The organism is Corynebacterium occultum (assembly GCF_009734425.1).
Classification (GTDB): domain Bacteria; phylum Actinomycetota; class Actinomycetes; order Mycobacteriales; family Mycobacteriaceae; genus Corynebacterium; species Corynebacterium occultum.
The window spans coordinates 154,843-176,124 of sequence record NZ_CP046455.1 but is presented as its reverse complement, the minus strand read 5'-3'; the positions used below and the strand labels follow the sequence as shown (position 1 = coordinate 176,124).

The 21,282-nt window shown below is 63.2% G+C and carries 22 protein-coding genes; 12 read left to right on the top strand and 10 right to left on the bottom strand.

What is annotated here, in order from left to right; all coding sequences use genetic code 11:
• Position 1: 1 nt before the first annotated feature.
• On the bottom strand, positions 2–559 hold the full coding sequence (locus COCCU_RS00820) for a gamma carbonic anhydrase family protein (RefSeq protein WP_156229733.1): 558 nt from the start codon (positions 557–559) through the stop codon (positions 2–4).
• Positions 556–1,152: an HAD-IA family hydrolase gene (locus tag COCCU_RS00815; protein ID WP_231598811.1), complete on the bottom strand. Its 597-nt coding sequence runs from the start codon at positions 1,150–1,152 to the stop codon at positions 556–558. Before COCCU_RS00815 ends, COCCU_RS00820 begins: the two co-directional genes overlap by 4 nt.
• A 113-nt stretch (positions 1,153–1,265) precedes the next feature.
• Here COCCU_RS00815 and COCCU_RS00810 point away from each other — a divergent pair, with 113 nt between their 5' ends.
• The 4 genes from COCCU_RS00810 to COCCU_RS00795 all read left to right on the top strand — a co-directional run bounded on the left by COCCU_RS00810 (position 1,266) and on the right by COCCU_RS00795 (position 4,351).
• On the top strand, positions 1,266–1,832 hold the full coding sequence (locus tag COCCU_RS00810) for a DNA-3-methyladenine glycosylase (RefSeq protein WP_156229732.1): 567 nt from the start codon (positions 1,266–1,268) through the stop codon (positions 1,830–1,832).
• Between the two features lie 91 nt (positions 1,833–1,923).
• Positions 1,924–2,742, top strand: a complete 819-nt coding sequence (gene panB / locus COCCU_RS00805; RefSeq protein WP_156229731.1) for a 3-methyl-2-oxobutanoate hydroxymethyltransferase — start codon at positions 1,924–1,926, stop codon at positions 2,740–2,742.
• A gap of 3 nt (positions 2,743–2,745) precedes the next feature.
• Complete coding sequence (gene panC / locus COCCU_RS00800; RefSeq protein WP_156229730.1) at positions 2,746–3,633, top strand: pantoate--beta-alanine ligase; 888 nt, start codon at positions 2,746–2,748, stop codon at positions 3,631–3,633.
• A gap of 82 nt (positions 3,634–3,715) precedes the next feature.
• Positions 3,716–4,351, top strand: a complete 636-nt coding sequence (locus tag COCCU_RS00795; protein WP_156229729.1) for a hypothetical protein — start codon at positions 3,716–3,718, stop codon at positions 4,349–4,351.
• Between the two features lie 96 nt (positions 4,352–4,447).
• On the opposite strand, the gene COCCU_RS00790 is transcribed toward COCCU_RS00795, so the two are convergent.
• A complete protein-coding gene (locus tag COCCU_RS00790; RefSeq protein ID WP_156229728.1) occupies positions 4,448–5,059 on the bottom strand; it encodes a malonic semialdehyde reductase in 612 nt (203 codons plus the stop codon).
• A gap of 272 nt (positions 5,060–5,331) precedes the next feature.
• On the opposite strand from COCCU_RS00790, the gene COCCU_RS00785 reads away from it, so the two are divergent.
• On the top strand, positions 5,332–5,490 hold the full coding sequence (locus tag COCCU_RS00785) for a hypothetical protein (RefSeq protein WP_156229727.1): 159 nt from the start codon (positions 5,332–5,334) through the stop codon (positions 5,488–5,490).
• 257 nt (positions 5,491–5,747) lie between these two features.
• On the opposite strand, the gene COCCU_RS00780 is transcribed toward COCCU_RS00785, so the two are convergent.
• The gene (locus tag COCCU_RS00780) at positions 5,748–6,665 is read right to left on the bottom strand and encodes an LppP/LprE family lipoprotein (protein ID WP_197088392.1); all 918 of its coding nucleotides are present in this window, start codon (positions 6,663–6,665) and stop codon (positions 5,748–5,750) included.
• A 491-nt stretch (positions 6,666–7,156) separates the two neighbouring features.
• Between COCCU_RS00780 and COCCU_RS00775 the strand changes: the two genes are divergently transcribed.
• From COCCU_RS00775 to COCCU_RS00765, 3 genes are all read left to right on the top strand, one after another.
• Positions 7,157–8,386, top strand: coding sequence for an FAD-dependent oxidoreductase (locus COCCU_RS00775; protein ID WP_197088391.1), 1,230 nt, complete (start codon positions 7,157–7,159; stop codon positions 8,384–8,386).
• 545 nt (positions 8,387–8,931) lie between these two features.
• A complete protein-coding gene (locus tag COCCU_RS00770; protein WP_156229724.1) occupies positions 8,932–10,101 on the top strand; it encodes an NAD(P)-dependent malic enzyme in 1,170 nt (389 codons plus the stop codon).
• Between the two features lie 134 nt (positions 10,102–10,235).
• Complete coding sequence (locus tag COCCU_RS00765; protein WP_156229723.1) at positions 10,236–10,754, top strand: GNAT family N-acetyltransferase; 519 nt, start codon at positions 10,236–10,238, stop codon at positions 10,752–10,754.
• Positions 10,755–10,777: 23 nt separating this feature from the next.
• Here COCCU_RS00765 and COCCU_RS00760 read toward each other — a convergent pair whose 3' ends face one another.
• Both COCCU_RS00760 and COCCU_RS00755 read right to left on the bottom strand, forming a co-directional pair.
• Entirely contained in the window at positions 10,778–11,134 is a 357-nt protein-coding gene (locus tag COCCU_RS00760; RefSeq protein ID WP_156229722.1) for a RidA family protein, read from the bottom strand.
• Positions 11,135–11,200: 66 nt separating this feature from the next.
• The gene (locus COCCU_RS00755; RefSeq protein WP_156229721.1) at positions 11,201–11,866 is read right to left on the bottom strand and encodes a DUF1801 domain-containing protein; all 666 of its coding nucleotides are present in this window, start codon (positions 11,864–11,866) and stop codon (positions 11,201–11,203) included.
• 226 nt (positions 11,867–12,092) lie between these two features.
• Here COCCU_RS00755 and COCCU_RS00750 point away from each other — a divergent pair, with 226 nt between their 5' ends.
• Complete coding sequence (locus COCCU_RS00750) at positions 12,093–13,487, top strand: hemolysin family protein (protein ID WP_156229720.1); 1,395 nt, start codon at positions 12,093–12,095, stop codon at positions 13,485–13,487.
• A gap of 3 nt (positions 13,488–13,490) precedes the next feature.
• Positions 13,491–14,540: a hemolysin family protein gene (locus COCCU_RS00745; protein ID WP_156229719.1), complete on the top strand. Its 1,050-nt coding sequence runs from the start codon at positions 13,491–13,493 to the stop codon at positions 14,538–14,540.
• On the opposite strand, the gene COCCU_RS00740 is transcribed toward COCCU_RS00745, so the two are convergent.
• From COCCU_RS00740 to COCCU_RS00725, 4 genes are all read right to left on the bottom strand, one after another.
• A complete protein-coding gene (locus tag COCCU_RS00740; protein ID WP_156229718.1) occupies positions 14,537–15,085 on the bottom strand; it encodes a hypothetical protein in 549 nt (182 codons plus the stop codon). The two genes, COCCU_RS00745 and COCCU_RS00740, sit on opposite strands and share 4 nt — an antisense overlap.
• A gap of 188 nt (positions 15,086–15,273) precedes the next feature.
• On the bottom strand, positions 15,274–15,912 hold the full coding sequence (locus COCCU_RS00735) for a LutC/YkgG family protein (protein WP_156229717.1): 639 nt from the start codon (positions 15,910–15,912) through the stop codon (positions 15,274–15,276).
• The gene (locus tag COCCU_RS00730; RefSeq protein ID WP_156229716.1) at positions 15,909–17,513 is read right to left on the bottom strand and encodes a LutB/LldF family L-lactate oxidation iron-sulfur protein; all 1,605 of its coding nucleotides are present in this window, start codon (positions 17,511–17,513) and stop codon (positions 15,909–15,911) included. The genes COCCU_RS00735 and COCCU_RS00730 overlap by 4 nt, the downstream gene beginning before the upstream one ends.
• Positions 17,510–18,367 (bottom strand): (Fe-S)-binding protein, encoded by an 858-nt coding sequence (locus COCCU_RS00725; protein ID WP_156229715.1) that lies wholly within the window; start codon positions 18,365–18,367, stop codon positions 17,510–17,512. Before COCCU_RS00725 ends, COCCU_RS00730 begins: the two co-directional genes overlap by 4 nt.
• A gap of 352 nt (positions 18,368–18,719) precedes the next feature.
• Between COCCU_RS00725 and COCCU_RS00720 the strand changes: the two genes are divergently transcribed.
• Both COCCU_RS00720 and COCCU_RS00715 read left to right on the top strand, forming a co-directional pair.
• Positions 18,720–20,390, top strand: coding sequence for an L-lactate permease (locus COCCU_RS00720; protein WP_156229714.1), 1,671 nt, complete (start codon positions 18,720–18,722; stop codon positions 20,388–20,390).
• A 134-nt stretch (positions 20,391–20,524) separates the two neighbouring features.
• Positions 20,525–21,238: a FadR/GntR family transcriptional regulator gene (locus tag COCCU_RS00715; protein WP_156229713.1), complete on the top strand. Its 714-nt coding sequence runs from the start codon at positions 20,525–20,527 to the stop codon at positions 21,236–21,238.
• Positions 21,239–21,282: the final 44 nt, after the last annotated feature.

Genomic DNA, 21,282 nt, shown 5'->3' with positions numbered 1-21,282 from the left:
CTCAGTCCACCCAGACATCCTCGAGCTGCAGGCGCTCCCCGGACTGCTGGGCCGCGGTCTCCACATAGCGCCGCGCATGCGGGATAAAGGCCGCCGACTGCTCCTGGCTAAGCTCCCGGCGTACCTTCGCCGGGATGCCCGCCGCCAGGGAACGCGGGGCAATCACCTGCCCCTCCAACACCACCGCACCAGCCGCGATCAGAGAACCGGGACCCACCTCAGAGCGGGAGAGCAGGGCTGATTTCATACCGATCAGGCAACCATCCCCCACCCGGGCACCATGCACCAGCGCCAGATGCCCGATGGTGACATCCGCACCCAGGATGCAGGGAGCGTTGCGGTCCACATGTAGGACACAATTGTCCTGGATATTGGATCTGGCCCCCACCTTGATCGCATTCACATCCCCACGCAGCACCGCACCATAGAATACGGAGGCCTCCGGCCCGATCTCCACATCACCAATGATCGTGGCGGTGGGTGCGATCCAGGCAGAACGATGAATCCGGGGACGCTTATTCCCGAAGGGCAGGAGCAAGGGGCCGGGCTGCGCACTCATCGCGCTTTCACCCCTTCCAGGACGGCGTGGATCTGGGAGACATCCCGGAACAGCACACCCCGCATGCCGAGCTTCTCCGCCGCCTCCACATTATCGGGATGATCATCGAAGAAAATGGTGTCGGCGGCTTTCGCTCCCATCGCATCCAGGGCGACGTGGAAGGCCTTCTCATCCGGTTTAACCAGGCCGATATCAGAGGAGAAGGTCACCGCATTGAACTCCTCCAGCCAGCTGTACTTCTCCCGCACCCGCTCCGCCAGACCCGCTGGAATATTGGCCAGAACACCGGCCCGCCAGCCTGAACCGATCAGACTGAGCACCTCATCCACAACCCTGGTATCGGCATGCAACCAGCTCTCCTCATCAGCGGCGACCGCCTCATAGAGATCAAAATCCCCCAGCCCCGCGCGCAACCGCAGTTGATGCCAGTAGTTCTGATCGCTGACCAGACCGGCATCGTAGGCGGGACGCAGCGCCCAATAATCAGGCCAGATGGATGCCTCCCCCAGAACTGCTCTTTCGATCCGCTGTTTCGCTTCCTCACTCTGGGTCCGCATGAGGACTCCGTAGAGGTCGAAGAGCAGGCTGGTCATGGGGCCTCCTTTAGGGCAGGTCGTACTACTGACTCAAGGGTACCTATCTGACAACGGGTGGTGATGGACAATGGCTTTCCCTCCACGGCTCCGATCCTTAGACTTGGTGAGCAATGATCAATTTCCTGGACCCCGCCGATATCGTCGCCCCGCAGCTCCTGGGTTGCGTACTCACCCACGCCGGAGTCAGCATCCGTCTCACCGAGGTGGAGGCTTACCTGGGTGCCGAGGATCCGGCCGCCCACACCCACCGGGGTCGCACGGAGCGCAATGCCGCCATGTTCGGTCCCGGTGGGCACATGTACGTCTACCTTTCCTACGGCATCCACCGCGCCGGCAATATCGTCTGCGCCCCCGAAGGCATCGGTCAGGGTTGTCTGCTGCGTGCCGGGGAGGTGGTGGCCGGGGAAGAGATTGCTTATCGACGCCGCGGTGAGGTCCCCTTCGCCCGCCTGGCCCAGGGGCCGGGGAACCTCGGGCAGGCACTGGATCTGCAACTTGAGGACAACCACTCCCCGGTCGGGAGTTCCGGGGATTTTGCGTTACGCCCCCGTGAGGTGGAACCGGAATGGGTGAGTGGCCCCCGGATCGGGATCACCAAGAATGCGGCGGCGCCCTTGCGTTTCTGGATCCCGGGGGAGAAGACGGTCAGCGTGAGGCGGGGCCGGCCGAAGAGCTGAGCCTTGGCGCCGGGATCCCGGGGCTGGAGTCTAAACCGATCAAGGCTTTGCATTGTGGGGTAGCCGGCTCCGCGGCACCTATACTCATCGCATGTCCGGTATTGATGCTTCCCGGGTTCGCACCCGCCATTTCGCCCAGGCCAAGGCCGAGGGTCTCAAGATTTCCGCCCTGACCAGCTATGACGCGCTCACTGCCGCCATTTTTGATGAGGCTGGCATTGATCTGCTCCTGGTGGGTGACTCCGCCGCCAATGTCGTCCTCGGGCGGGAGACCACCCTTTCGGTCACCATCGAGGAGATGATCACCATGGCCCGCTCCGTGGCCGAGGCCACCAGGCGTGCCTTCGTGGTCGTCGACCTGCCCTTCGGCAGTTATGAAACCTCCGCCGCGCAGGCCGTGGACACCGCCGTCCGTTTCATGAAGGAGTCCGGGGTGGCCGGTGTGAAGCTGGAGGGTGGTGTGGAGGTGGCCCCGAGCATCCGCCGCATCGTCGATGCCGGAATCCCGGTCTGCGCCCACATCGGTTTCACCCCCCAGTCCGAACATTCCCTTGGCGGCCCGGTCATCCAGGGCCGGGGCGCGGCGGCCGAAAAGCTGCTTGCCGACGCCCTCGCTGTGCAGGAGGCCGGCGCCTTCGCCGTTGTCATTGAGATGACTCCCGCGGCGATCGCCGCCCAGGTCACCGCAGAGCTCAACATCCCGGTGATCGGCATCGGTGCCGGTGCGGGAACAGATGGCCAGATTCTGGTGTGGCAGGATGCCTTCGGCCTGAACCGGGGTCACAAGGCACGTTTCGTCCGTGCATACGCCACCCTGGGTGAGCAGCTGGTGGCGGCTGCCCGCCAGTATCACGAAGATGTCATCGGTGGGCAGTTCCCCAGCGCCGCGGAATCCTATGAGGACAACTAAGCGATGCATCTGACCCACAGCATCGCGCAGCTGCGCGCCGCGATCCGGGAAGCAAGCGCAGGAAAGACTTCCCTAGGGCTTGTCCCCACCATGGGAGCCCTCCATGATGGACATGCCTCATTGGTTAATCAGGCCAGGTCAGAGAATGATCTGGTGGTGGTCTCCATCTTCGTCAACCCCCTGCAATTTGAGAACCTCGGGGACTGCGATGACTTCCGGAACTATCCGCGTCAGCTCAGCGAAGATGTGGCCCTGCTGGAGGAGGCCGGCGCCGACATCGTCTTCGCCCCCACTGAGCAGGAGATGTACCCCCATGGCACCCCGCTGCTCTGGGTGCGCAGCGGAACGATGGGTGAGCGCCTGGAGGGTGCCAGCCGTCCCGGGCATTTCGACGGGGTGGCCACGGTCGTCGCAAAGCTCTTCCATCTGACCCGCCCAGACGGAGCTCTGGCCTTCCGCGCCTACTTCGGACAGAAGGACGCCCAGCAGGTGGCGGTGATCAAGCGGATGGTGGCGGACCTGAACTTCCCCGTGGAGATCCGTCCGGTGCCGATCATCCGGGCCTCGGATGGATTGGCCGAATCCAGCCGGAATCAACGGCTCGCGCCCGAGGAACGAACCCATGCCCTGGTGTTGTCACAGGTGTTGCACCGCCTGCGGGATGAGGTGGCCAGCGGGGAAGTCATCGATCTTGAGGGGGCACGGGAGGAGCTGCGCTCTAGTACGGGCGTGACACTCGATCATCTGGAGATCGTGGATCCCGCCAGCCTGGAGCCGGTGAGTGAGTCCACTCTCCGGGAACCCTTGCGTTCCCCGGCGCTGGTGGTGGCCGCGATTCATGTCGGCCCGGTCCGGCTGATCGACAATATGGAGCTGCGGCCCCAGTCCTAGTTCTCAGGCCTGAGAGGCAACAGATCGGCAAAGTTTTGGGATTCAAGCGACGCGGATCCTGCCCATGTCTTAGGGTCGAGACATGATCCCGATTCGAAAATTCACCCTGACAGCCTTCGCCATCCTCAGTCTCGGACTCGCCGGCTGCAGCGCCAGCACGGAGGATGACAGCGCCACCACAGCCGACACCGCAGCCTCCCTGAGCACCCCCGAATCGGAGACAAGCAGCGAAAGCACCACCGTGGTCACCACCACGGAGGAGGATCCCACCCCGGAGACCACCGTCGAGGAGGAGAGCAGCCCGAACCCCTCCATCGATGCCACCGCGGACGCCGGCCCGACCCTGGTGGATCCCGCACGGTTCTCCATGGACGGCCCCTACGTCTTCGATTACGCCACCCAGAGCGGCGAGACGGGCACCTGCCTGCTCACTCCGGATGGCGCGACCTGCACCGGCGTTCCTGCCGCCGATGTCCCCGACATCACCTACGCCCCCTTTGCCGGACAGCGCCCCGGCGCGGTATCCGCCAGCATGGGCGGCATCCACTACACCATTCTTGAGGGTGTGCCGCCCGCCCCGGCACAGTTGCAGCCCGGAGAGAAGCTCGTGGTGGATGCCACCACCTGCGAGGTGTCCCAGACCAGAGATGTCACCTGCGTCAGCGGAGACACCTCCTTCACTGTCTCCGGCGCGGACCGCTCCATCACCACCGGCTAGAAATACACTCCCCCTTGGGGAACAGAAAATCCCGCTTCCCTCACGGTGCGTGAGGGAAGCGGGATTTTTGTCATCCACCCCTTTCAGGGTTTTTGATTAGAAGGTCTGGACAACCTCATCGAAGGCCAGACGCGGCAGGCGATCATAGAAGGCACCCTCGCCCGGCTTGCCGATATTGATGGCGACCAGGACGCGGTGGCGGCCGTCCGGGAAGAATTCCTTGGACACGCCCTCGGCGTTGAAGCCGGTCATCGGGCCAGCAGCCAGGCCAGCGGCACGAATACCCAGGATGGCATAACCGATCTGCAGGCCGGAGTTCAGCTCAGCCATGCCCACGCGACCCTCTTCATTGGCGGCGAACATCTCGCGTGCGCCCTCGAAGTGCGGGAAGACCTTGGGGAGCTCATCATGGAAGTCGACATCCGCAGCGAGCAGGACAGTGGCCGGAGCAGCCTCGGTCTTGGCGCGGTTGCCCTCGTCCATGTGGGGGAGCAGGCGGGTCTTGGCCTCGGCGGAGCGGACCACTGCGACGCGCAGCGGCTGGGCGTTCATGGCGGTGGGAGCCCACTTGACCAGTTCGAAGATGGCGTTGATCTGCTCATCGCTCACCGGCTCATCGGTGAAGGCGTTGGCGGTGCGGGCCTCGCGGAAGAGGAGGTTCTGTGCGGCTTCGTCAAGGGCCAGCAGGTTGTTCTTATTCTCAGTCATATTTACTTCAAGCGTTGAGTAATTCTAAAAATTCCAGCCAAAGGTGTGACCTTGGGCACGGTAGAGGATTTTTCGCCCACGCTGGAGAGGCAATGACCGCTCTGCGAACACAGGTTCACCCCCATTGGGGGTGGGCGACGCCCGTTTCCACCCCCGTTTAGGAGAGTTTTCCAACATCTTCGCGAAGACCCTAGCGCGTTTTATGGGGAGGGCATAGCCTGCCAAACAAGCAACAGAGACAAGAATTGAGAAGAACCAAGGAGCGTCAGACCATGAGCACCATCACCCTCGAGAATGTTGACGCCGTGCAGGTTTCAGCAGATGAACCCCATAACAGCAGAAATAACTGGGTTGCGCAGACCCCCCTCGCGACCCTTGCAGCATGCACCACCGCCCTCGTCCTCTTCCTCGATTCCCGCCGCAAGGCCTGAATCACCGACCCCTGAGGAAGCTACCCCCGTATCGGATGTTATTTCCCATAACCATCTGATTCTCCCCCAAGGGGGAGCAGTACCGGTACCCCAAGAATATCTCCCCCACGGTGACTTCCCTCCCCCTCCTCGCGGAGGGGAGAGATCTCTCGCCGGTGGGGGTTTCCCGCCCGATCATGGCCACCTGCTCCCCCCACCCCGGCTCCCCTGCCGCGGCTCCTGGCCTACGCCGCTGGGGACGTAGCTGGAAGGAGGGGCTACCCCCAGGGGATCAGGTTCTGAGGGTGGCGGGAAATATCGGTCTGGAAACTGGGGACCTCGACGGGTTCGGCGATGCCCTCTCCCAGGCGGTAAGCCCAGTTGACATCATGGATGATGATGGCCCCGCCGTAGGTGCGGATGAAGAAATCACCCACCTGGATCGTGGCTTCCGCCGGCAGCAGCTCATGCTCGCCGCCCACCTGGGGTGGTTCAACCAGGCTGGTCACCACGTGCCAGGGTGCCTGGAAATTCATCCGGGCCAGATTCGCGGACTCCCCCGGGATGGCCTTGAAATCCGGGGTGAGCAGCGGCCAGGGTACGGAATCCTCCGCGTAGCAACTCAACTGCCGACCATTGAAAGCCGGGAAATCACAGTTGATCCGTGACTCCCCCATCATGATCGTGTACTGCTTCCGCACTGGGAGCTCCTGATCCCATGGGCGGTAGATGGCATTGCCGAAGGGCCGGAAATCGCCTTCCACGGGCAGGTCGGCGCGGCTGAGATCAAGGCGGGGATTGTTGTCGAACTGGGCCGGGATCTGCTCGTCCCCCAGCAGACGGGCGCCTTCCATGCGGTAATGCACCGGTAATTTCTCGGGATTCCGGGGAGCGATGAGATAGCTGTAGCTGACCTCCAGGGCGCTGTCATTGATCCGCTCCACCCCCACGGCCGGGAATTGGATGGGCAGCGGATCGCTGATCAGCTCCTCATAGTTGAAGAAGAGTACGGTGCTCAAGGCAGCTTCCTGGTTGGTGTTCTGTCCCTCCAGGGTCACCCAGCTCAGCTCTGAGCAGGGGTTGAACTGGTTATTCCCCACCTCGAAGTAGAAGTTGTTGCCCGCGTCCGTGGTGGGGATGATCTGGGAGTTCAGCCAGGCCCCGAAGGCCGTTTCCACCAGATCCAGGCGTGCCAATTCACAATCCGTGGGCGGAGGCTCCGGCGGGATCGGAACCGGGGTGCTGGTTGGTGGCCTTGTGGTGGGGGAGGTACTGGAGGACAACGTCGTGCCCGGGGATGTGCCAGGAGGTACTGAAGTCCTCCCCGATTGACTGCCTTCCCGGGGTGCTGGAGAAACAGTTGTTGTGGTGGTGCTACTCGGGGGCGGTGTGGCTTCGGGGCCGGGACGGGCGCAGGCCATCGGGATAAGTGCCAGGGTAGCGGCGAAACAGATGGCGGATAGTCTGCGGAGTTTCATCTCAGCCCTCCTTCCCTAGGAGGCGGGTGCGGGGTGTGTGCTTTACCCGGTTTATCGCCTTCCAGGTTCCTCGTGATAGCGAATTTTCGGAGGTTGATCTGCATTGATGCGCAGCCGTGATCAGAAGGAGATCAGGTGGGCGAAAGCGCATGTTAGGTTCGGGGAATCCTAACTATTTCTGGTGGCGTGGCGGGGTCGGAAGGTGCGCTGTGGAAGAGAAGACAACCTGCGTGGTGGTCGGCGGTGGGCCGGCCGGCATCTTCGCGGGACTGATCCTCGCCAGAGGTGGGGTCCAGGTCACCGTCCTGGAAAAGCATGGGGACTTCCTCCGGGATTTCCGCGGCGACACCGTGCATCCGAGCACCCTGCAGCTCCTGGATGAGCTGGGGCTGGGCGAGCAATTCAGGCAATTGCCGCAGAGCAGGGTGGAGAAAATGTCATTCAAGGACTCCGCCGGCAGGTCAACCACCATCATCGACTTCAGCAAGCTCAAGGCTGAGCACCCTTATATAGCGATGGTTCCACAGTGGGACCTCCTGGACCTGCTCGCCACCGCCGCCACCATGGAGCCCAACTTCACCCTGCGGATGAACACCGAAGCCACCGGGGTGATCCGCTCCCCGGAGGGCATGGTGAGGGGAGTCAGGTACCGCCGCCGGGAAGGTTCCGGGGTCGAGGGAAGCATCTTTGCGGACCTGGTGCTCGCCTGCGACGGCCGCCGGTCCACCTTGCGCCCCAAAGTCAACCTGGTCCCCCGCAATTTCCCGGTGCAGTTGGACGTCTGGTGGTGCCGGGTTCCGGTGGGCCCTGGGATCGCCCCGAATCTGCTGCCCCGTCTGGGGAAGGGGCGGGCGATCATCGCCATTCCCCGCGAGGGTTACTACCAGGTGGCCTACCTGGGAAGGAAGGGAACTGATGCGCAGCTGCGCGCCCGTGGGATCGAGGCCTTCCGCTGGGATATCGCGGAGCTGCTGCCGGAGGTCTCCGAACAGGTGGCGGAGCTCTCCACCATGGATGAGGTCAAATATCTTGATGTTCGCGTGAATCGCCTGAAGAAATGGCATGTGCCTGGGCTGCTGTGCCTGGGGGATGCCGCCCACGCCATGTCACCGGTCGGCGGGGTCGGCATCAACGTGGCAATTCAGGATGCGGTGGCCGCCGCCCGATTATTGGCGGCACCGTTGCGGAATGGAGAGAACACCGAAAAGTATTGCGCCAGGGTGCGCCATCGACGGTTGCCTGCGGTTTTTCTGACTCAGGGACTGCAGCTTTTGTTGCATCGGAACCTGATCGACCCGGTACTCCAGGGTGAAAGAGGCGCTCCCCCGGATCGGATCCTGGGATTGGTGCGCCACCTCCCCTTCCTGAATGTGGTGCCCGCCTACTTGGTGGGCATCGGGCTTCGGCCGGAACATATTCCTGAGTTCGCCCGGCGCTGAGGACGGCGCTGCCTCGGCTCCGCAGGTCTGGGTGAACCTCCTCCGCGGGAGAAAGAATGGCCGATATGGTGCCGCCAAAATGGGTTGGCTCCTTAACAATGGAGTATGAGTGACTCGCCGGAGGCCCCGTTGTGGTGATTTAGCTAAAAGTTAAGATTCGGGTAGCAAAAATTCACTCAATGAAAATACCTTCCTCTCAGAACTGCCATCAGCCAACTGTGACAGACATCTCCGCAGGTAGCGGACACAACTTTTCAGCCCCGACTTCCCACGCCCCGCCTTTCGGGGACAGGTTGAAGGGAGATGGTTGGTTAAGGCCCATTAAATTCCACGCCAAGGCCCGCCTTAAATCCACCAAAACCACCTCACCGACAGATAAGTGTTGATTTATATTCAATGCTAAGCATGGCTTCGCAAAATTATCCACACAGTTCAGCCAAAAAGTTCACACAGCGCACACTTTTTCACTTGGTGAACACCGGCATGGGCTGTACCTTATGTTTACTGCACAAATATATTCAGCCGATTAAAGCGAGATGATGATCATGTCCACTCCGACCGCCCAGTCCATCCAGCCCTTGAGCCGGAAAGAGATCTTTGAGGCCCACGAGGGTGGCAAGCTCAACATCTCCTCCGCCCGCCCCCTGGAGAACATGCGGGACCTCTCCATCGCTTATACCCCGGGTGTGGCCACCGTCTGTCAGGCCATCGCCGAAGATCCCGCCGTGGCCCGCACCCACACCGGTGTCGGCAACACCATCGCCGTCATCTCTGATGGCAGCGCAGTCCTCGGCCTCGGAGATATCGGACCGCAGGCTTCCCTGCCCGTCATGGAGGGCAAGGCCCAGCTCTTCAACGCCTTCGCCGGCCTGAAGGCCGTCCCCCTGGTGCTCAATATCCGCGAGGTCGATGAACTCGTCGACACCATCGCAGCCCTGGCACCTTCCTTCGGTGGCATCAACCTGGAGGACATCTCGGCCCCGCGTTGCTTCGAGGTGGAGCGCAAGCTGATCGAGCGCCTGGACATCCCGGTCATGCACGATGACCAGCACGGTACCGCCATCGTGACCCTTGCCGCCCTGCGCAACGCCGCCAAGGTGCTGGATCGTGAGATCGCTGACCTGCGCATCGTCATCTCCGGTGCCGGTGCAGCCGGTGTCGCCATCGTCGACATGCTGCTCGGTGCTGGCGCCCAGGACATCGTGGTCCTGGATTCCCGTGGCATCATCCACGAGAGTCGTGAGAACCTCGGCCCGGTGAAGGAGACCCTGGCGGCCAAGACCAACCCGCGGGGCATCACCGGCGGCATCAACGAAGCCTTCACCGACGCCGACACCTTCATCGGTGTCTCCGGCGGCAATATCGGTGAGGAATCCCTGAAGTTGATGGCGGCGAAGCCGATCCTTTTCACCCTGGCCAACCCGACCCCGGAGATCGACCCGGAGCTCTCCCACCGCTATGGTGGCGTCGTCGCCACCGGCCGCAGTGACCTGCCGAACCAGATCAACAATGTGCTGGCTTTCCCCGGCATCTTCCACGGTGCGCTGGCCGCTGAAGCCAAGTCCATCACCCCGGAGATGAAGCTGGCCGCCGCCGCTGCCATCGCCGAGATCGCCGCTGATGATCTCAACGCCGGCTACATCGTGCCCTCCCCGCTCGATCCGCGCGTCGCCCCGGCCGTCAGTGCCGCAGTGAAGGCCGCCGCCCAGGCTTAAAACCCCTGCTCCCCACCCCGTGGTGGGGAAGATTTCGGAGCCCCAGGTCAAATAGACCTGGGGTTTCGTCATTTCAGCCAGGGATCCGAACACCCCGGAACAAGTTCTCAGCGGCGCCCCGTACTATCGGTGCCATGGAGAAGCTATGGATTCGTCGTGAAGCTGAGGAGGATATTTCCTCTATCCACCGCCTGGTCGCCCGTTCCTATGAAACCGCCCGACACTCGGCACATAATGCCCCACAGATCGTGGAGGGTCTACGGGACGCTGATGTCCTCTCCCTGTCGCTCGTCGCAATCCAGGGGTTCGATGTGGTGGGCTATATCGCCGCCTCCCCGGTCCTCATCTCCGATGGCACCGGGGGCTGGTACGGTCTCGGCCCGGTGGCGGTGGATCCGGAACGGCAAAATGCCGGCATCGGAGGGAGCCTGATGGGCCAGGCATTGCAGGAGCTGCGGGAAGGCGGAGCCGGTGGGGTGGTGTCTCTCGGTGACCCGGACTTCTACCGGCGCTTCGGTTTCGAGGTCATCGAGGGCCTGGCCTACCGCGCCGCCCCGGCCGGTGAACTGCTCGCCATGAACCTCTGCGATAGCTCAGTGCCGCAGGGATCCGTCAGCTACCACCAGGCCTTCGGCTCCCCTTACCAGGACTGAGCAGCCCCCTTGGTAGCGGTGTCTCACTCCTCCGACAGGATGGCGATGGCGTCAATCTCCACGCTGGCGCCATAGGGCAGTGCGGAGGCCTCCACGAAGGAGCGGGCCGGCCGGGATGCCATGAAGTGCTCCCGGAACTGCTCATTAGCCTCCTCCCGCAGGGTGACATCAGTGACGAAGTAGGTCAGTTTCACCACATCCTCGAGTTTTCCCCCGGCGGTGGCCAGACGTTCCCGCATCCGTTCCAGGGCCGCGGCCATCGCCTCGTTCCGGCCTTGAACGGGCTGATAGTCCCGGTCCACCGACAAGGCCCCGGAAACAAAAATATGGTTGGCGACCCGCTTGGCGGGGGCATAGGGATGGTCATTGAGCTCACTCATGGCTGCGTCCTTCCATCGGCTGGGGTGATCTGAGCCCACCCTAGCCATCTCCGCACAGCCCGGCTTTCAGTCCTCCGGTTGGTTACGCCATGCTTCGGCGATCATCTCGGCCAGCACCTCAAGGTCGATGTCCTCGGGTTTGTTGAGGTAGATGCACCCCGCGCCAACGGTGTACTTCCCCAGCTTCGGCAGAAGTTCCTCTGAACCCGGGGAATCCTTCAACCCGTAGAGGGTGAGTTTGGCTTTGCGAGGGCTGAAACCCAGGTGGAACCAGTCCCCCTCGCGGCCGGTGTGGGACTCATAGTGGACCTGCCCATAACCGATCATGGAGGGACCCCACATCACCGGCTTTTCCCCGGTCACCCGGTTGAAGATCTCCAGCAGCTGTCGTCCATGTTCCACGCGGCGCGGAGTATCCAGACTTTCGATGTATTCGACCGGATCAACCTCGGTGGGGTGGGTCTTGATGTCGGCGGCATTCTTGCCGGTGTGCCCGGCCGTGATCCGGGCACCGCCCGGTGCTGTTGTGGGGATCTCCCCGCGCAGGCTCAGACCACGTTCCAGGAGCGCGGCCTGGATCCGCTCCAGACCGCGACTGCCTACCCCGTGCAGGGCGGCGAGCTTTTCATGGGGGACGTCGTGAAGCGATTCGAGATCCGGGTATCCGGCGGCCACCAGGGCGCGGTGCAGTGGGCGGGCAGTTCCCTTGACCTGATCGAAGCTGGTGCTCATATCAGAAAGTCTAGGACAGGGATCCGATCAGCGCTGCCCCCCAGGAAATATCCAGGCCCCCACGCAGCCGATCTTTCTCTGTAGACTGACAGTGTTTTTAAGCCCTTGACACCTGAACTTGACACCTGAAATTGAAGAAGAGGTTTTGACTCCATATGGAGCCTCCCGGACGATCTATCTGGCCCGCCCACACTGAAGAACAAAACGTGCTGAGGCGGGTGGAATCATGATGACGGCTGTGATCACCCTGCTCCTGGGTTTGTTGGTGATCGGATTGATCATCGTTCTCAACGGCTTCTTCGTGGCGCAGGAATTCGCCTATATGTCGGTGGACCGCACCCAGCTCCGCGCCCGGGCAGACACTGGGGACCCCAAAGCGGTACGTGCCCTGGCCATCACCGAGAAAACCTCTTTCATGCTCTCCGGCGCCCAGTTGGGCATCACCGTCACCGGCCTGCTGGTCGGTTTCATCGCGGAACCCCTGGTCGGTGAATCTCTGGGTGTGCTGCTGGGCGGGGTGGGTGTGTCCACCGCGGTGGCCGTGGGTGTGGGAACCATCCTGGCTCTGGGGTTGTCCACGATCGTGCAGATGATCTTCGGTGAGCTCTTCCCGAAGAATTACACCATCGCGGCCCCCTTGAAGTCCGCGTTGGCGCTGGCCCCCTCCACCTCGGTCTACCTGAAGTTGACCGGCTGGATGATCCGCTTCTTCGACCTCTCCTCCAATGCCCTGCTGCGGTTGCTGCGCATTGAGCCGGTGGAGGACATCGATTCCTCCGCCACCACCGAGGACCTGGGGCATATCGTCACCACCTCACGGGAAAGCGGTGAGCTCAGCGCCCACACCTATCTGGTGCTGGACCGGCTGCTGGACTTCCCCGGGCATGACGTCGGTCATGCGATGATCCCCCGTTCCCGGGCGGATGCCGTGAGCCCGGAGACCACCATCGCCGAGGCCCGGGACCTGATGGCCAACGCCCACACCCGCTACCCGGTCATTGATGAGGAACATGAACCCATCGGTGTCATCCACCTCATTGACCTGCTCGACACCGAGGTCCCCGAGGATGCCTCGGTGACGGAGCTGATGCGTGAGGCCGTGGTGGTCTCGGAGTTCATGGGACTCCCCGATGTGGTTGATGAGCTGCGGGAACGCAATGAGAAGCTGGGCTGTGTCATTGATGAGTATGGCGGGTTCATCGGCATCATCACCCTGGAGGACCTGGCCGAGGAGATCCTCGGGGATGTCTCCGATGAGCACGATCTCTCCCAGACCGAGGAGATCACCCTCACCCGGGAGGATGAGTGGCTGGTCGATGGTGACACCCCCCTTGATGAGGTGGCCCGCGCGGTGGGCCATGACCTGCCCGAAGGGGACTTCGAGACCATCTCAGGTCTGCTCTTCTCCCACTCCGGTGGATTGGTCGAGGCCGGTGAGATCCATGAGATCGAGCTCGCCGCGGAGCCGGAGGACTTCATCGAGGCCGGTGAGTCCCCACGGCGGATCCTGCGCATCCGCATCGAGGAGATCGAACGCAATGTGCCCACCAGCGTCCGGATCCAGCTCATTGAGATCCTTCCTTCCGAGGAATCGGAAGAGCCGACCGAGGAGGAACGCTAAACCATGACTGAATGGTATGTCGCACTACCCGCGACGATCCTGCTGATCGTCCTCTCCGCCTTCTTCGTCATCATCGAGTTCGCTCTGCTGGCGGCGAGACGCAACCGGCTGGAGGAAACCGCGGAAACCTCCCGCTCCTCACGTGCTGCGCTGCGCAGCCTCAATGAGCTGACCATGATGCTCGCCGGCGCCCAGCTGGGCATCACCGTCTGTACTTTCGCACTCGGTGCGATCACCAAACCCTGGGTGCATGATGCGCTGATGCCGCTCTTCGAGCTGTTGGGAATCCCGCTGGGGGTGGCTGATGTCATCGCCTTCATCCTGGCGCTCTTCGTGGTCACCTTCCTGCACCTGGTGGTCGGTGAGATGGCGCCGAAATCCTGGGCCATCGCCCACCCGGAGTCCGCGCTCCGCGCCATCGCACTCCCGGCGCGGGGTTTCATCAATATCTTCCGTCCCCTGCTGAAGTGGATCAACCAGATGGCCAACGCCCTGGTCCGGAAGGCTGGGGAGGAGCCGGTGGAGCGTGCCGCTGCGCGTGGTTATGATGCCGAGACGCTGCGTCTGCTGGTCAAGCATTCCCAGTCCACCGGCACCCTGGATGAGGCTGCGGCCACCCAGATCACCGGTGTCATCGAGTTGGAGAAGACCACCCTCGCGGAGGTCATCGACCACCCCGACAATGATCCCACCACCTTGTCCGCAGCTGCGACGGTGGCGGAGGTGCATGCCGCCGCGCAGCGTTCCGGGCACCTGCGGGTGCTTCTCGACGACCCCTCCTGGGACGTTCCCCGCATGGTCCATGTGCGCGACACCCTGGGCGCCGAGAAATCGGTATCCGTGCTGGAGTGGTCCCGCCCCACTCTGACCCTGCCGGAGGATGCCACCCTGCGGGAGGCGCTGGAGCAGATGCGCACCCGGAATGAACAGCTGGGTGTGGTCATCTCGGTGAATAACGGCCACAGTGTCCGGGGTGTGATCACCTGGGACTATATGCTGCGCCAGTTGTGGCCCAGCATTGAGGAGGAACTGGACCGGAGCAGGTCCGACTAGAGTTCCACCTCGCGGCGCTCAAATTCATAGCGCCGCTTCTGCCCCTCCTGGAAGGGCCGCTTGGGGATCGGGTCCGGCTCCACCCCGCCGGCGTCCCCGGCCCGCATCCGCACCTCACCGTTGACGGTGGCGGCACGGTGGATGATCAGCTCCTGACCGGAGTCCAGGGTGAAGCGCAGGCCCGATTCCCGCCACCATTCCCAGGCCACGGCCTCCTCGAGCTTGTCGACGGCCGTGATCTTGTCCTGGATCCTGGTGATTTTTGTGATTCGCCCCTTCAGGTCGTGGGATTCCCAGCCGGGGAACTCCCCGCCCTGGGGGTGGATGCGGAGCAGGGACTCCACATTCTCGAAACCGGCATCGAAATCCACGACGGTTTCCTCATAGGCCAGGTGCACCCAACCCTGCTCACACTCCAGCCACACATCGAAGGCTGCCAGGCCTTCATCGATCTCCAGGTCAGTGCCATAGGAGCTGAGTTCCTGGCCGAGCAGACCCCGGAGGATGTCCAACTCGGCCGGGGTTAGGAAGGTTTCGGTGCTCATCAGGGGGTCTCCTCAGGGTGTTCCGGTGCCGTGAACCCCCACTCTGCCAGGCCACGACTGACCCTGACAGTCCGTGACAGGCAAAATCGGTCGATCTATGCCTCCTCTCGAGATTTGCAATCGTTTGCAGTGGGATAGATCGACCCATTTTGCCTGAAACCCGGGAGAGATCAGCCTCTCCCACCGGACTAACTCAGTAAAATCACGTCCAGGGTGCGCGGCCCATGGACCCCCTCCACTCTCTCCAATTCGATGTCGGAGGTCGCCGAGGGCCCGGAGATCATGGTGATCGGGGCGGTGGGCTCCACCCTGGCCAGGGCCTCGGGGATCAGTTCCACCACCGAGTCCACCGCCACCACGCAGATGTGGTGATCAGGTACCAGGCTGATGGCACGACGGCCCTCGTCCGTCTTCCCGGAGAGAAAGATGGTGCCGGTCTCGGCGCAGGAGACCGTGGAGGAGGTGATGACGGCGGCGACATCATTGAGTTCCCGCACACTCAAGGTCATGCCGACGCGCTCATCCCGGGACTCCACGATGATGGTGCGGTGATCGCTTTCCGGCAGCCAGGAAGGTTCGAGGCCCTCGGGGATCACGAAGGTGGCGTCTTTGCCGAGCAGCGCATCGATCCTTCCCGCGATGCTCAGGGATGTTTCATGGAAGACATTGGCCTTGTAGTCGACCAGTCGGTCCTCCATCATCTCGAGTACCTGCTCGGCCGGCTTTTCCGAGGTCTGACGGTATTCCCGCGGTACCTCCGACACTGCGGGGGCGTCGTCAAGCGACGAACGCAGTCGGGCAAGGATCTCCTGCTTGGCGTTGCTCATTGCTCGTCCTTTCCAAGATTGCGGGGGCCGCCATCGCGGGCGACGCGCGCTGCGGTCTCATTCTCGTGTTCCGCCCACCAGTTACGGAAGGACTGCTTCGGTGGGGCGGGGATATCGCGTTCATCGGTCCACCCCCCGGCGACACCCGGCAGCCAGGTGATCGCCTGGTCCCTGCCGGCGAGGATGCGGCCCAAGGGCAGGGCACGTTCAGCCAGGGACATCATCTTGCCGGAGGACATCATCACCGAGGCGCCCTTCATCATGACGTCCATTTCAGAGGGCACCCGTGGCAGCTTCGCCCTGAGTTTGGCCAGGCGGCTCTTGGCCGCAGCGGAGTCAGCTGAAGGCCCGCGCTCCCCGTGCTGGGTGCGCACATCCTCATCCCGCAGGTGAACCAGGATCTCCGGGATGTTGATCTTGACCGGGCAGGCGTCGAAGCAGGCGCCACAGAGCGAGGAGGCATAGGGCAGCGAGGCGTTTTCCGCGGAGGTGATGCCCGTGAGCTGGGGTGAAAGGATCGCGCCGATCGGCCCCGGGTAGGTGGAGCCGTAGGCATGCCCACCGGCCTGTTCATAGACGGGGCAGACATTCAGGCAGGCGGAGCAGCGGATGCAGTGCAACGCGGAACGGCCCTCGGGGTCGTCGAGAACCGCGGAGCGGCCGTTGTCCAGCAGCACCAGGTGCATGTTCTGGGGGCCATCCCCCGGGGTCACTCCGGTCCACATGGAGGTATAGGGGTTCATCCGCTCCCCGGTGGAGGAACGGGGCAGCAGCTGGAGGAAGACCTCCAGGTCGGCGAAGGTGGGGATCAGCTTCTCAATGCCCATCACCGAGATCAACGTGTCCGGCAGGGTCAGACACATCCGGCCGTTGCCCTCTGATTCGACGATGGTCAGGGTGCCGGAATCAGCCACCCCGAAGTTGGCGCCGGAGATGGCCACCGAGGTGCTGAGGAATTTCTCCCGCAGGTGGACCCGGGCCGCCTCCGCCAGGACCTTGGGGTCATTTGTCAGATCCGCCGGGACCTCGGGCATTTCCCGGAGGAAGATATCGCGGATCTCATCGCGGTTGCGGTGGATGGCCGGGACCAGGATGTGGGAGGGCTTGTCATGGCCGAGCTGGACGATCAGTTCCGCCAGGTCGGTTTCGGTGGCGGTGATGCCGTGGGCATTGAGGTGCTCCTCCAGGTTGATCTCCTGGGTGGCCATCGACTTGATCTTGATGACCTCCTTCGACCCGGTCTGCTGCACCAGCTCCGTGATGATCCGGTTGGCCTCCTCCCCGTCACGGGCCCAGTGGATGTGGCCTCCGCGGGCGGTGAAGTTGCGTTCGAACTTCTCCAGCAGTTCCGGCAGGTTCGCCATGACCTGCTGTTTCAGGGCGGAACCGGCATCACGCAGATCCTCCCAGTCCGGGAGTTCATCAACCACCCGGGCACGCTTGCCCCGAATGGTGTGGGTGGCGTGGCGGATATTCGCCCGCATCTGGGTATTTCCCATTTCTTTCTGCGCCGCAGCAGGGAAAGACTCATCGGCGTGCAGGTTGGATGATTCGGAGGCATGGCTCAGCACGCCGGGCATGCCCAGGGAGATCGGGCTCATCGGTTCGCTCCTTCGATGGTGGAGGGGCTGGCGGTGGAGGGGCTGGTCTTGGCGAGGTCGTTCTCGGTGATGGACAGCTCCACCGGACCATCAACCAGCAGGGGGTTCTCCTTCGTTGAGGCGAGGATTTCCGCCAGGTGAACGGTGCGGATCGGGGATTTTCGGCGGGCCAGGGCGCCCCCGAGGTGCATCAGGCAGGAGGAGTCCCCACCGGTGCACAGATCAGCTCCGGTCTTTTCGATGTTGCCGATCTTCTCATCGGCCATCGCGGCGGAGACATCGGGGTTCTTGAAGGAGAAGGTGCCGCCGAAACCGCAGCATTCCTCGGGGTCGGGAAGCTCAACGAAGTCGATGTCGCCGACTGATTGGACCAGGTTCTTCTGCCGATCCCCCAGGCGCAGGAGACGCATGCCATGGCAGGAGGGGTGGTAGGTGACCTTTTCCGGGAACCAGGAACCCAGCTGGGAGGCCGCATCGGTGACGCCGAGGACATCAGTGAGCAGCTGTGCCAGTTCATAGGTGTTATCGGCGATGTCCTGGGCCTGCTGTGCGAGGTGTTCATCTCCCCCGGCGCGGGCGATCATCGGCTGCTGGTGGCCGAGGGAGGCCACACAGGAGCCGGAGGGTGCCACCGCCACATCATAGGAGGCGGCGCTGAAGGCCTTGACGTGGTTGCGGACCACGGGCAGGGCGTCATCGAAGTAGCCGGAGTTGACGTGCATCTGGGAGCAACAGCCCTGGCCTGGGGGGAAGACGACTTCATGGCCGAGGCGCTCGAGGACACGGACCGTGGCGAGCGCGACCTTGGGGTACATCGCGTCCACGATGCAGGTGCTGAAAAGTGCGATTCTCATTCGTGACCTCCGGATGATGAGGGAGAGGAAGAAGGCGGGGAGGGATGGGAGGGAGTGAGGGGCCACCTCGGGGGCGGGGCTGGCCCCGCTGTGCCCCACTGTGGTCTGACCATAATAAACCAGTGAGGCAGATCACGCAAAGCTTTTCTTTTCCGGCGGAAACTCTTGACGGTAGTGATCCACGCCATATATTCTCATGTGGTCAGTCCACAGTGGTCAGTCCGCAACCCTCCCCCATGTGCGCTGCATGTCAATCTCAACCACTCCGGGATTGCCCTCGGAGCCCGGGCCTGGCGAAGGCGCCACCCCGGAGAAGAAAACCACCACTTCCCATTCCTCTCAGGAGATACGCGTGAACACATACACCGCGTTGACCGATGCAGTCGGCGGCAATCTGGCCCTGACTGCCCTGGTCGGCACCCTCCCCCTGATCACCTTCTTCGCGATGCTGCTCCTGGTGAAGGCCAAGGCCTATGTCGCCGGCCTCACCTCCCTGGCGGTGGCCCTGCTCGTGGCCATCTTCGCCTTCGGGATGCCCTGGAATCTGGCCCTACTCTCCGCCAGCCAGGGAGCGGTCTTCGGCTTCTTCCCGATCGTCTGGATCGTGGTCATGGCACTGTGGTTCTACCAGGTCACAGTGCTCTCCGGAAGATTCGAGGACATGCGCGCCATCTTCGACCAGATCGGCGGCGGTGACCTGCGCATCCAGGCCATCCTCATCGCTTTCTGTTTCGGTGGCCTGCTTGAGGCCCTCGCCGGTTTCGGCGCCCCGGTGGCGATCACCGCAACCATGATCCTGGCTCTCGGCCTGAAACCCCTGAAGACCGCGACGGTGGTGCTGATCGCCAACACCGCCCCGGTGGCCTTCGGCGCCATCGCCATCCCCATCACCACCGCCGGCACCCTCACCGGGCTGGACCCGGCACATATCGGTGCCGTCGTCGGCCACCAGGCCCCTTTCCTCGCGGTCATGGTTCCCTTCTTCCTCCTGCTGATCATCGACGGCTGGAAGGGTCTGAAGCAGGCCTGGCCGGCAGCCCTGGCCATCGGCGGTTCCTTCGCCATCGCCCAGTGGTGGTCAGCCACCTACTTCTCCTATGAACTCACCGATGTCGTCGCCGCCCTGGTGGGCCTGGGTGCCGCGGTTCTCCTCATGCGCTTCTGGCAGCCGAAGGACACCGAGGGAGTTCGGGAGCGCCTCGAAGCCCCTGCCCGCCCCACCGCTGAGGGCCTGACCCCCGGTCGGATCTGGATGGCCCTGGTCCCCTACCTGCTGGTCGTGGTGGTCTTCGCCATCGCCAAGCTGTGGCGGTTCGGGGTGGATGTGCCGGCGGCGCTGGCCACCACCGACCTGAAATTCCCCTGGCCCGGCCTGGACGGCCGCCTGTTCAAGGAAGATGGTGAAGTTCTCACCAGCACCGTCTATAACTTCCAGTGGCTCTCCAGCCCGGGCACCCTGCTGCTCATCTCGGGCCTGCTGGTCACGATCATCTACGCCTTCTTCAACCACAACGGTAAATTCAAGCTCGGCATCGGTGATGCCCTGGCCGAGATCGGCCGCTCTTTCTGGCGGATGCGTTTCGCCGCCCTGACCATCGTCGCGGTGCTGGCACTGGCCTATGTGATGAACTTTTCCGGCCAGACCATCGCCATCGGCACCTGGTTCGCGGGCCTGGGGGCCATCTTCGCCTTCTTCTCCCCGGTGCTCGGCTGGCTGGGCACCGCGGTGACCGGTTCCGACACCTCCGCGAATGCCCTCTTCGCCAACCTGCAGCAGACCGCAGCTGAGGGGATCGGAGCCGATCCTCATCTCCTGGTCGCCGCCAACACCTCCGGTGGTGTGGTGGGCAAGATGGTCTCCCCGCAGTCCCTGGCCATCGCCGCCACCGCCGTGGGCATGGAAGGCAAGGAATCCGCCATCTTCCGGGCCGTGATGTGGTGGTCCCTGGGCCTGCTGTTCGTGCTCTGCTGCCTGGTGTTCCTGCAGTCCAATGTGCTCGCCTTCATGCTGCCCACCCCCTGAGCCGGAACCGCCCCGCCCCACACCGCTTGACGACGTCCCCCACCCACGGTGCCGGCGGTGGGGCCTGGACGCTCAGCCCGGGGAGGGTGGTGCCTAAGATTGAGCTCTCCCACCCCCACCCCCAGGAGATTGCCATGACCCCCGCACCCCGCGCCTATAACGTCGTTCTTGACTGGATCGAGGACACACTGCGCTCCGGGGAGATCTCGATCGGGGACAAACTGCCCAGTGAACGTGTGCTGGCGGAACAGTTCAGTATTTCCCGCGCTTCGGTGCGGGAGGCGATCCGCATCCTCGATGTGATGGGACTGGTCCGCTCCGCCACCGGATCCGGCCCGACTGCCGGCGCCACCGTAATATCCGAACCCTCCGCGGCGCTGGCCTGGGCACTGCGGATGCATGTGGCCACCCGTTCCCTGCCGATCCGGGATCTTGTGCAGGCCCGCCTGCTGTTGGAGACCCAGTCCGCGCTGGAGGCGGCCACCGCACCGGAGTCCCCGGGGCGCACCACCACCCTGGAGCGGGCAGCGGAACTGGTGGCGCAGATGGATGAGCCTGATCTGCCGGCTGATGAATACCATGTCCTCGACGCGGAGTTTCACGTGAAACTAAGTTCCCTGGCCGGCAATGTGGTGGTGGAGACCATCATGGATTCCCTCCGCCAGGCCACCATCAGCTACGTGCAGGAGACGGTGGCTCAGCTGCCCGATTGGGCAGAGGTCCGGGATGAACTGCAGGCACAGCATCGGGTGATCCTGGCGGCCTTCCGGGAGCGACGTGGTGGGGATGCCGCGAAGGCGTTAAGGCACCACATCACCTGGTTCTTCGCCCTGAGCCCGGAGAGCTGAGCCGGGGAGAATTAAGGAAACACCGGGTGATGTTCAGCTGGAGT

Excerpts from the sequence above, each read along its gene's own strand:
- COCCU_RS00730 (WP_156229716.1), bottom strand. The coding sequence starts at position 17,513 with ATGAGCCCGATCTCCCTGGGCATGCCCGGCGTGCTGAGCCATGCCTCC.
- COCCU_RS00745 (WP_156229719.1), top strand. The coding sequence starts at position 13,491 with ATGACTGAATGGTATGTCGCACTACCCGCGACGATCCTGCTGATCGTC.
- COCCU_RS00785 (WP_156229727.1), top strand. The coding sequence starts at position 5,332 with ATGAGCACCATCACCCTCGAGAATGTTGACGCCGTGCAGGTTTCAGCA.
- COCCU_RS00735 (WP_156229717.1), bottom strand. The coding sequence starts at position 15,912 with ATGAGCAACGCCAAGCAGGAGATCCTTGCCCGACTGCGTTCGTCGCTT.
- COCCU_RS00810 (WP_156229732.1), top strand. The coding sequence starts at position 1,266 with ATGATCAATTTCCTGGACCCCGCCGATATCGTCGCCCCGCAGCTCCTG.
- COCCU_RS00795 (WP_156229729.1), top strand. The coding sequence starts at position 3,716 with ATGATCCCGATTCGAAAATTCACCCTGACAGCCTTCGCCATCCTCAGT.
- COCCU_RS00770 (WP_156229724.1), top strand. The coding sequence starts at position 8,932 with ATGTCCACTCCGACCGCCCAGTCCATCCAGCCCTTGAGCCGGAAAGAG.
- COCCU_RS00715 (WP_156229713.1), top strand. The coding sequence starts at position 20,525 with ATGACCCCCGCACCCCGCGCCTATAACGTCGTTCTTGACTGGATCGAG.
- COCCU_RS00725 (WP_156229715.1), bottom strand. The coding sequence starts at position 18,367 with ATGAGAATCGCACTTTTCAGCACCTGCATCGTGGACGCGATGTACCCC.
- COCCU_RS00765 (WP_156229723.1), top strand. The coding sequence starts at position 10,236 with ATGGAGAAGCTATGGATTCGTCGTGAAGCTGAGGAGGATATTTCCTCT.
- panC (WP_156229730.1), top strand. The coding sequence starts at position 2,746 with ATGCATCTGACCCACAGCATCGCGCAGCTGCGCGCCGCGATCCGGGAA.
- COCCU_RS00815 (WP_231598811.1), bottom strand. The coding sequence starts at position 1,152 with ATGACCAGCCTGCTCTTCGACCTCTACGGAGTCCTCATGCGGACCCAG.
- COCCU_RS00820 (WP_156229733.1), bottom strand. The coding sequence starts at position 559 with ATGAGTGCGCAGCCCGGCCCCTTGCTCCTGCCCTTCGGGAATAAGCGT.
- COCCU_RS00750 (WP_156229720.1), top strand. The coding sequence starts at position 12,093 with ATGATGACGGCTGTGATCACCCTGCTCCTGGGTTTGTTGGTGATCGGA.
- panB (WP_156229731.1), top strand. The coding sequence starts at position 1,924 with ATGTCCGGTATTGATGCTTCCCGGGTTCGCACCCGCCATTTCGCCCAG.
- COCCU_RS00790 (WP_156229728.1), bottom strand. The coding sequence starts at position 5,059 with ATGACTGAGAATAAGAACAACCTGCTGGCCCTTGACGAAGCCGCACAG.
- COCCU_RS00740 (WP_156229718.1), bottom strand. The coding sequence starts at position 15,085 with ATGAGCACCGAAACCTTCCTAACCCCGGCCGAGTTGGACATCCTCCGG.
- COCCU_RS00760 (WP_156229722.1), bottom strand. The coding sequence starts at position 11,134 with ATGAGTGAGCTCAATGACCATCCCTATGCCCCCGCCAAGCGGGTCGCC.
- COCCU_RS00755 (WP_156229721.1), bottom strand. The coding sequence starts at position 11,866 with ATGAGCACCAGCTTCGATCAGGTCAAGGGAACTGCCCGCCCACTGCAC.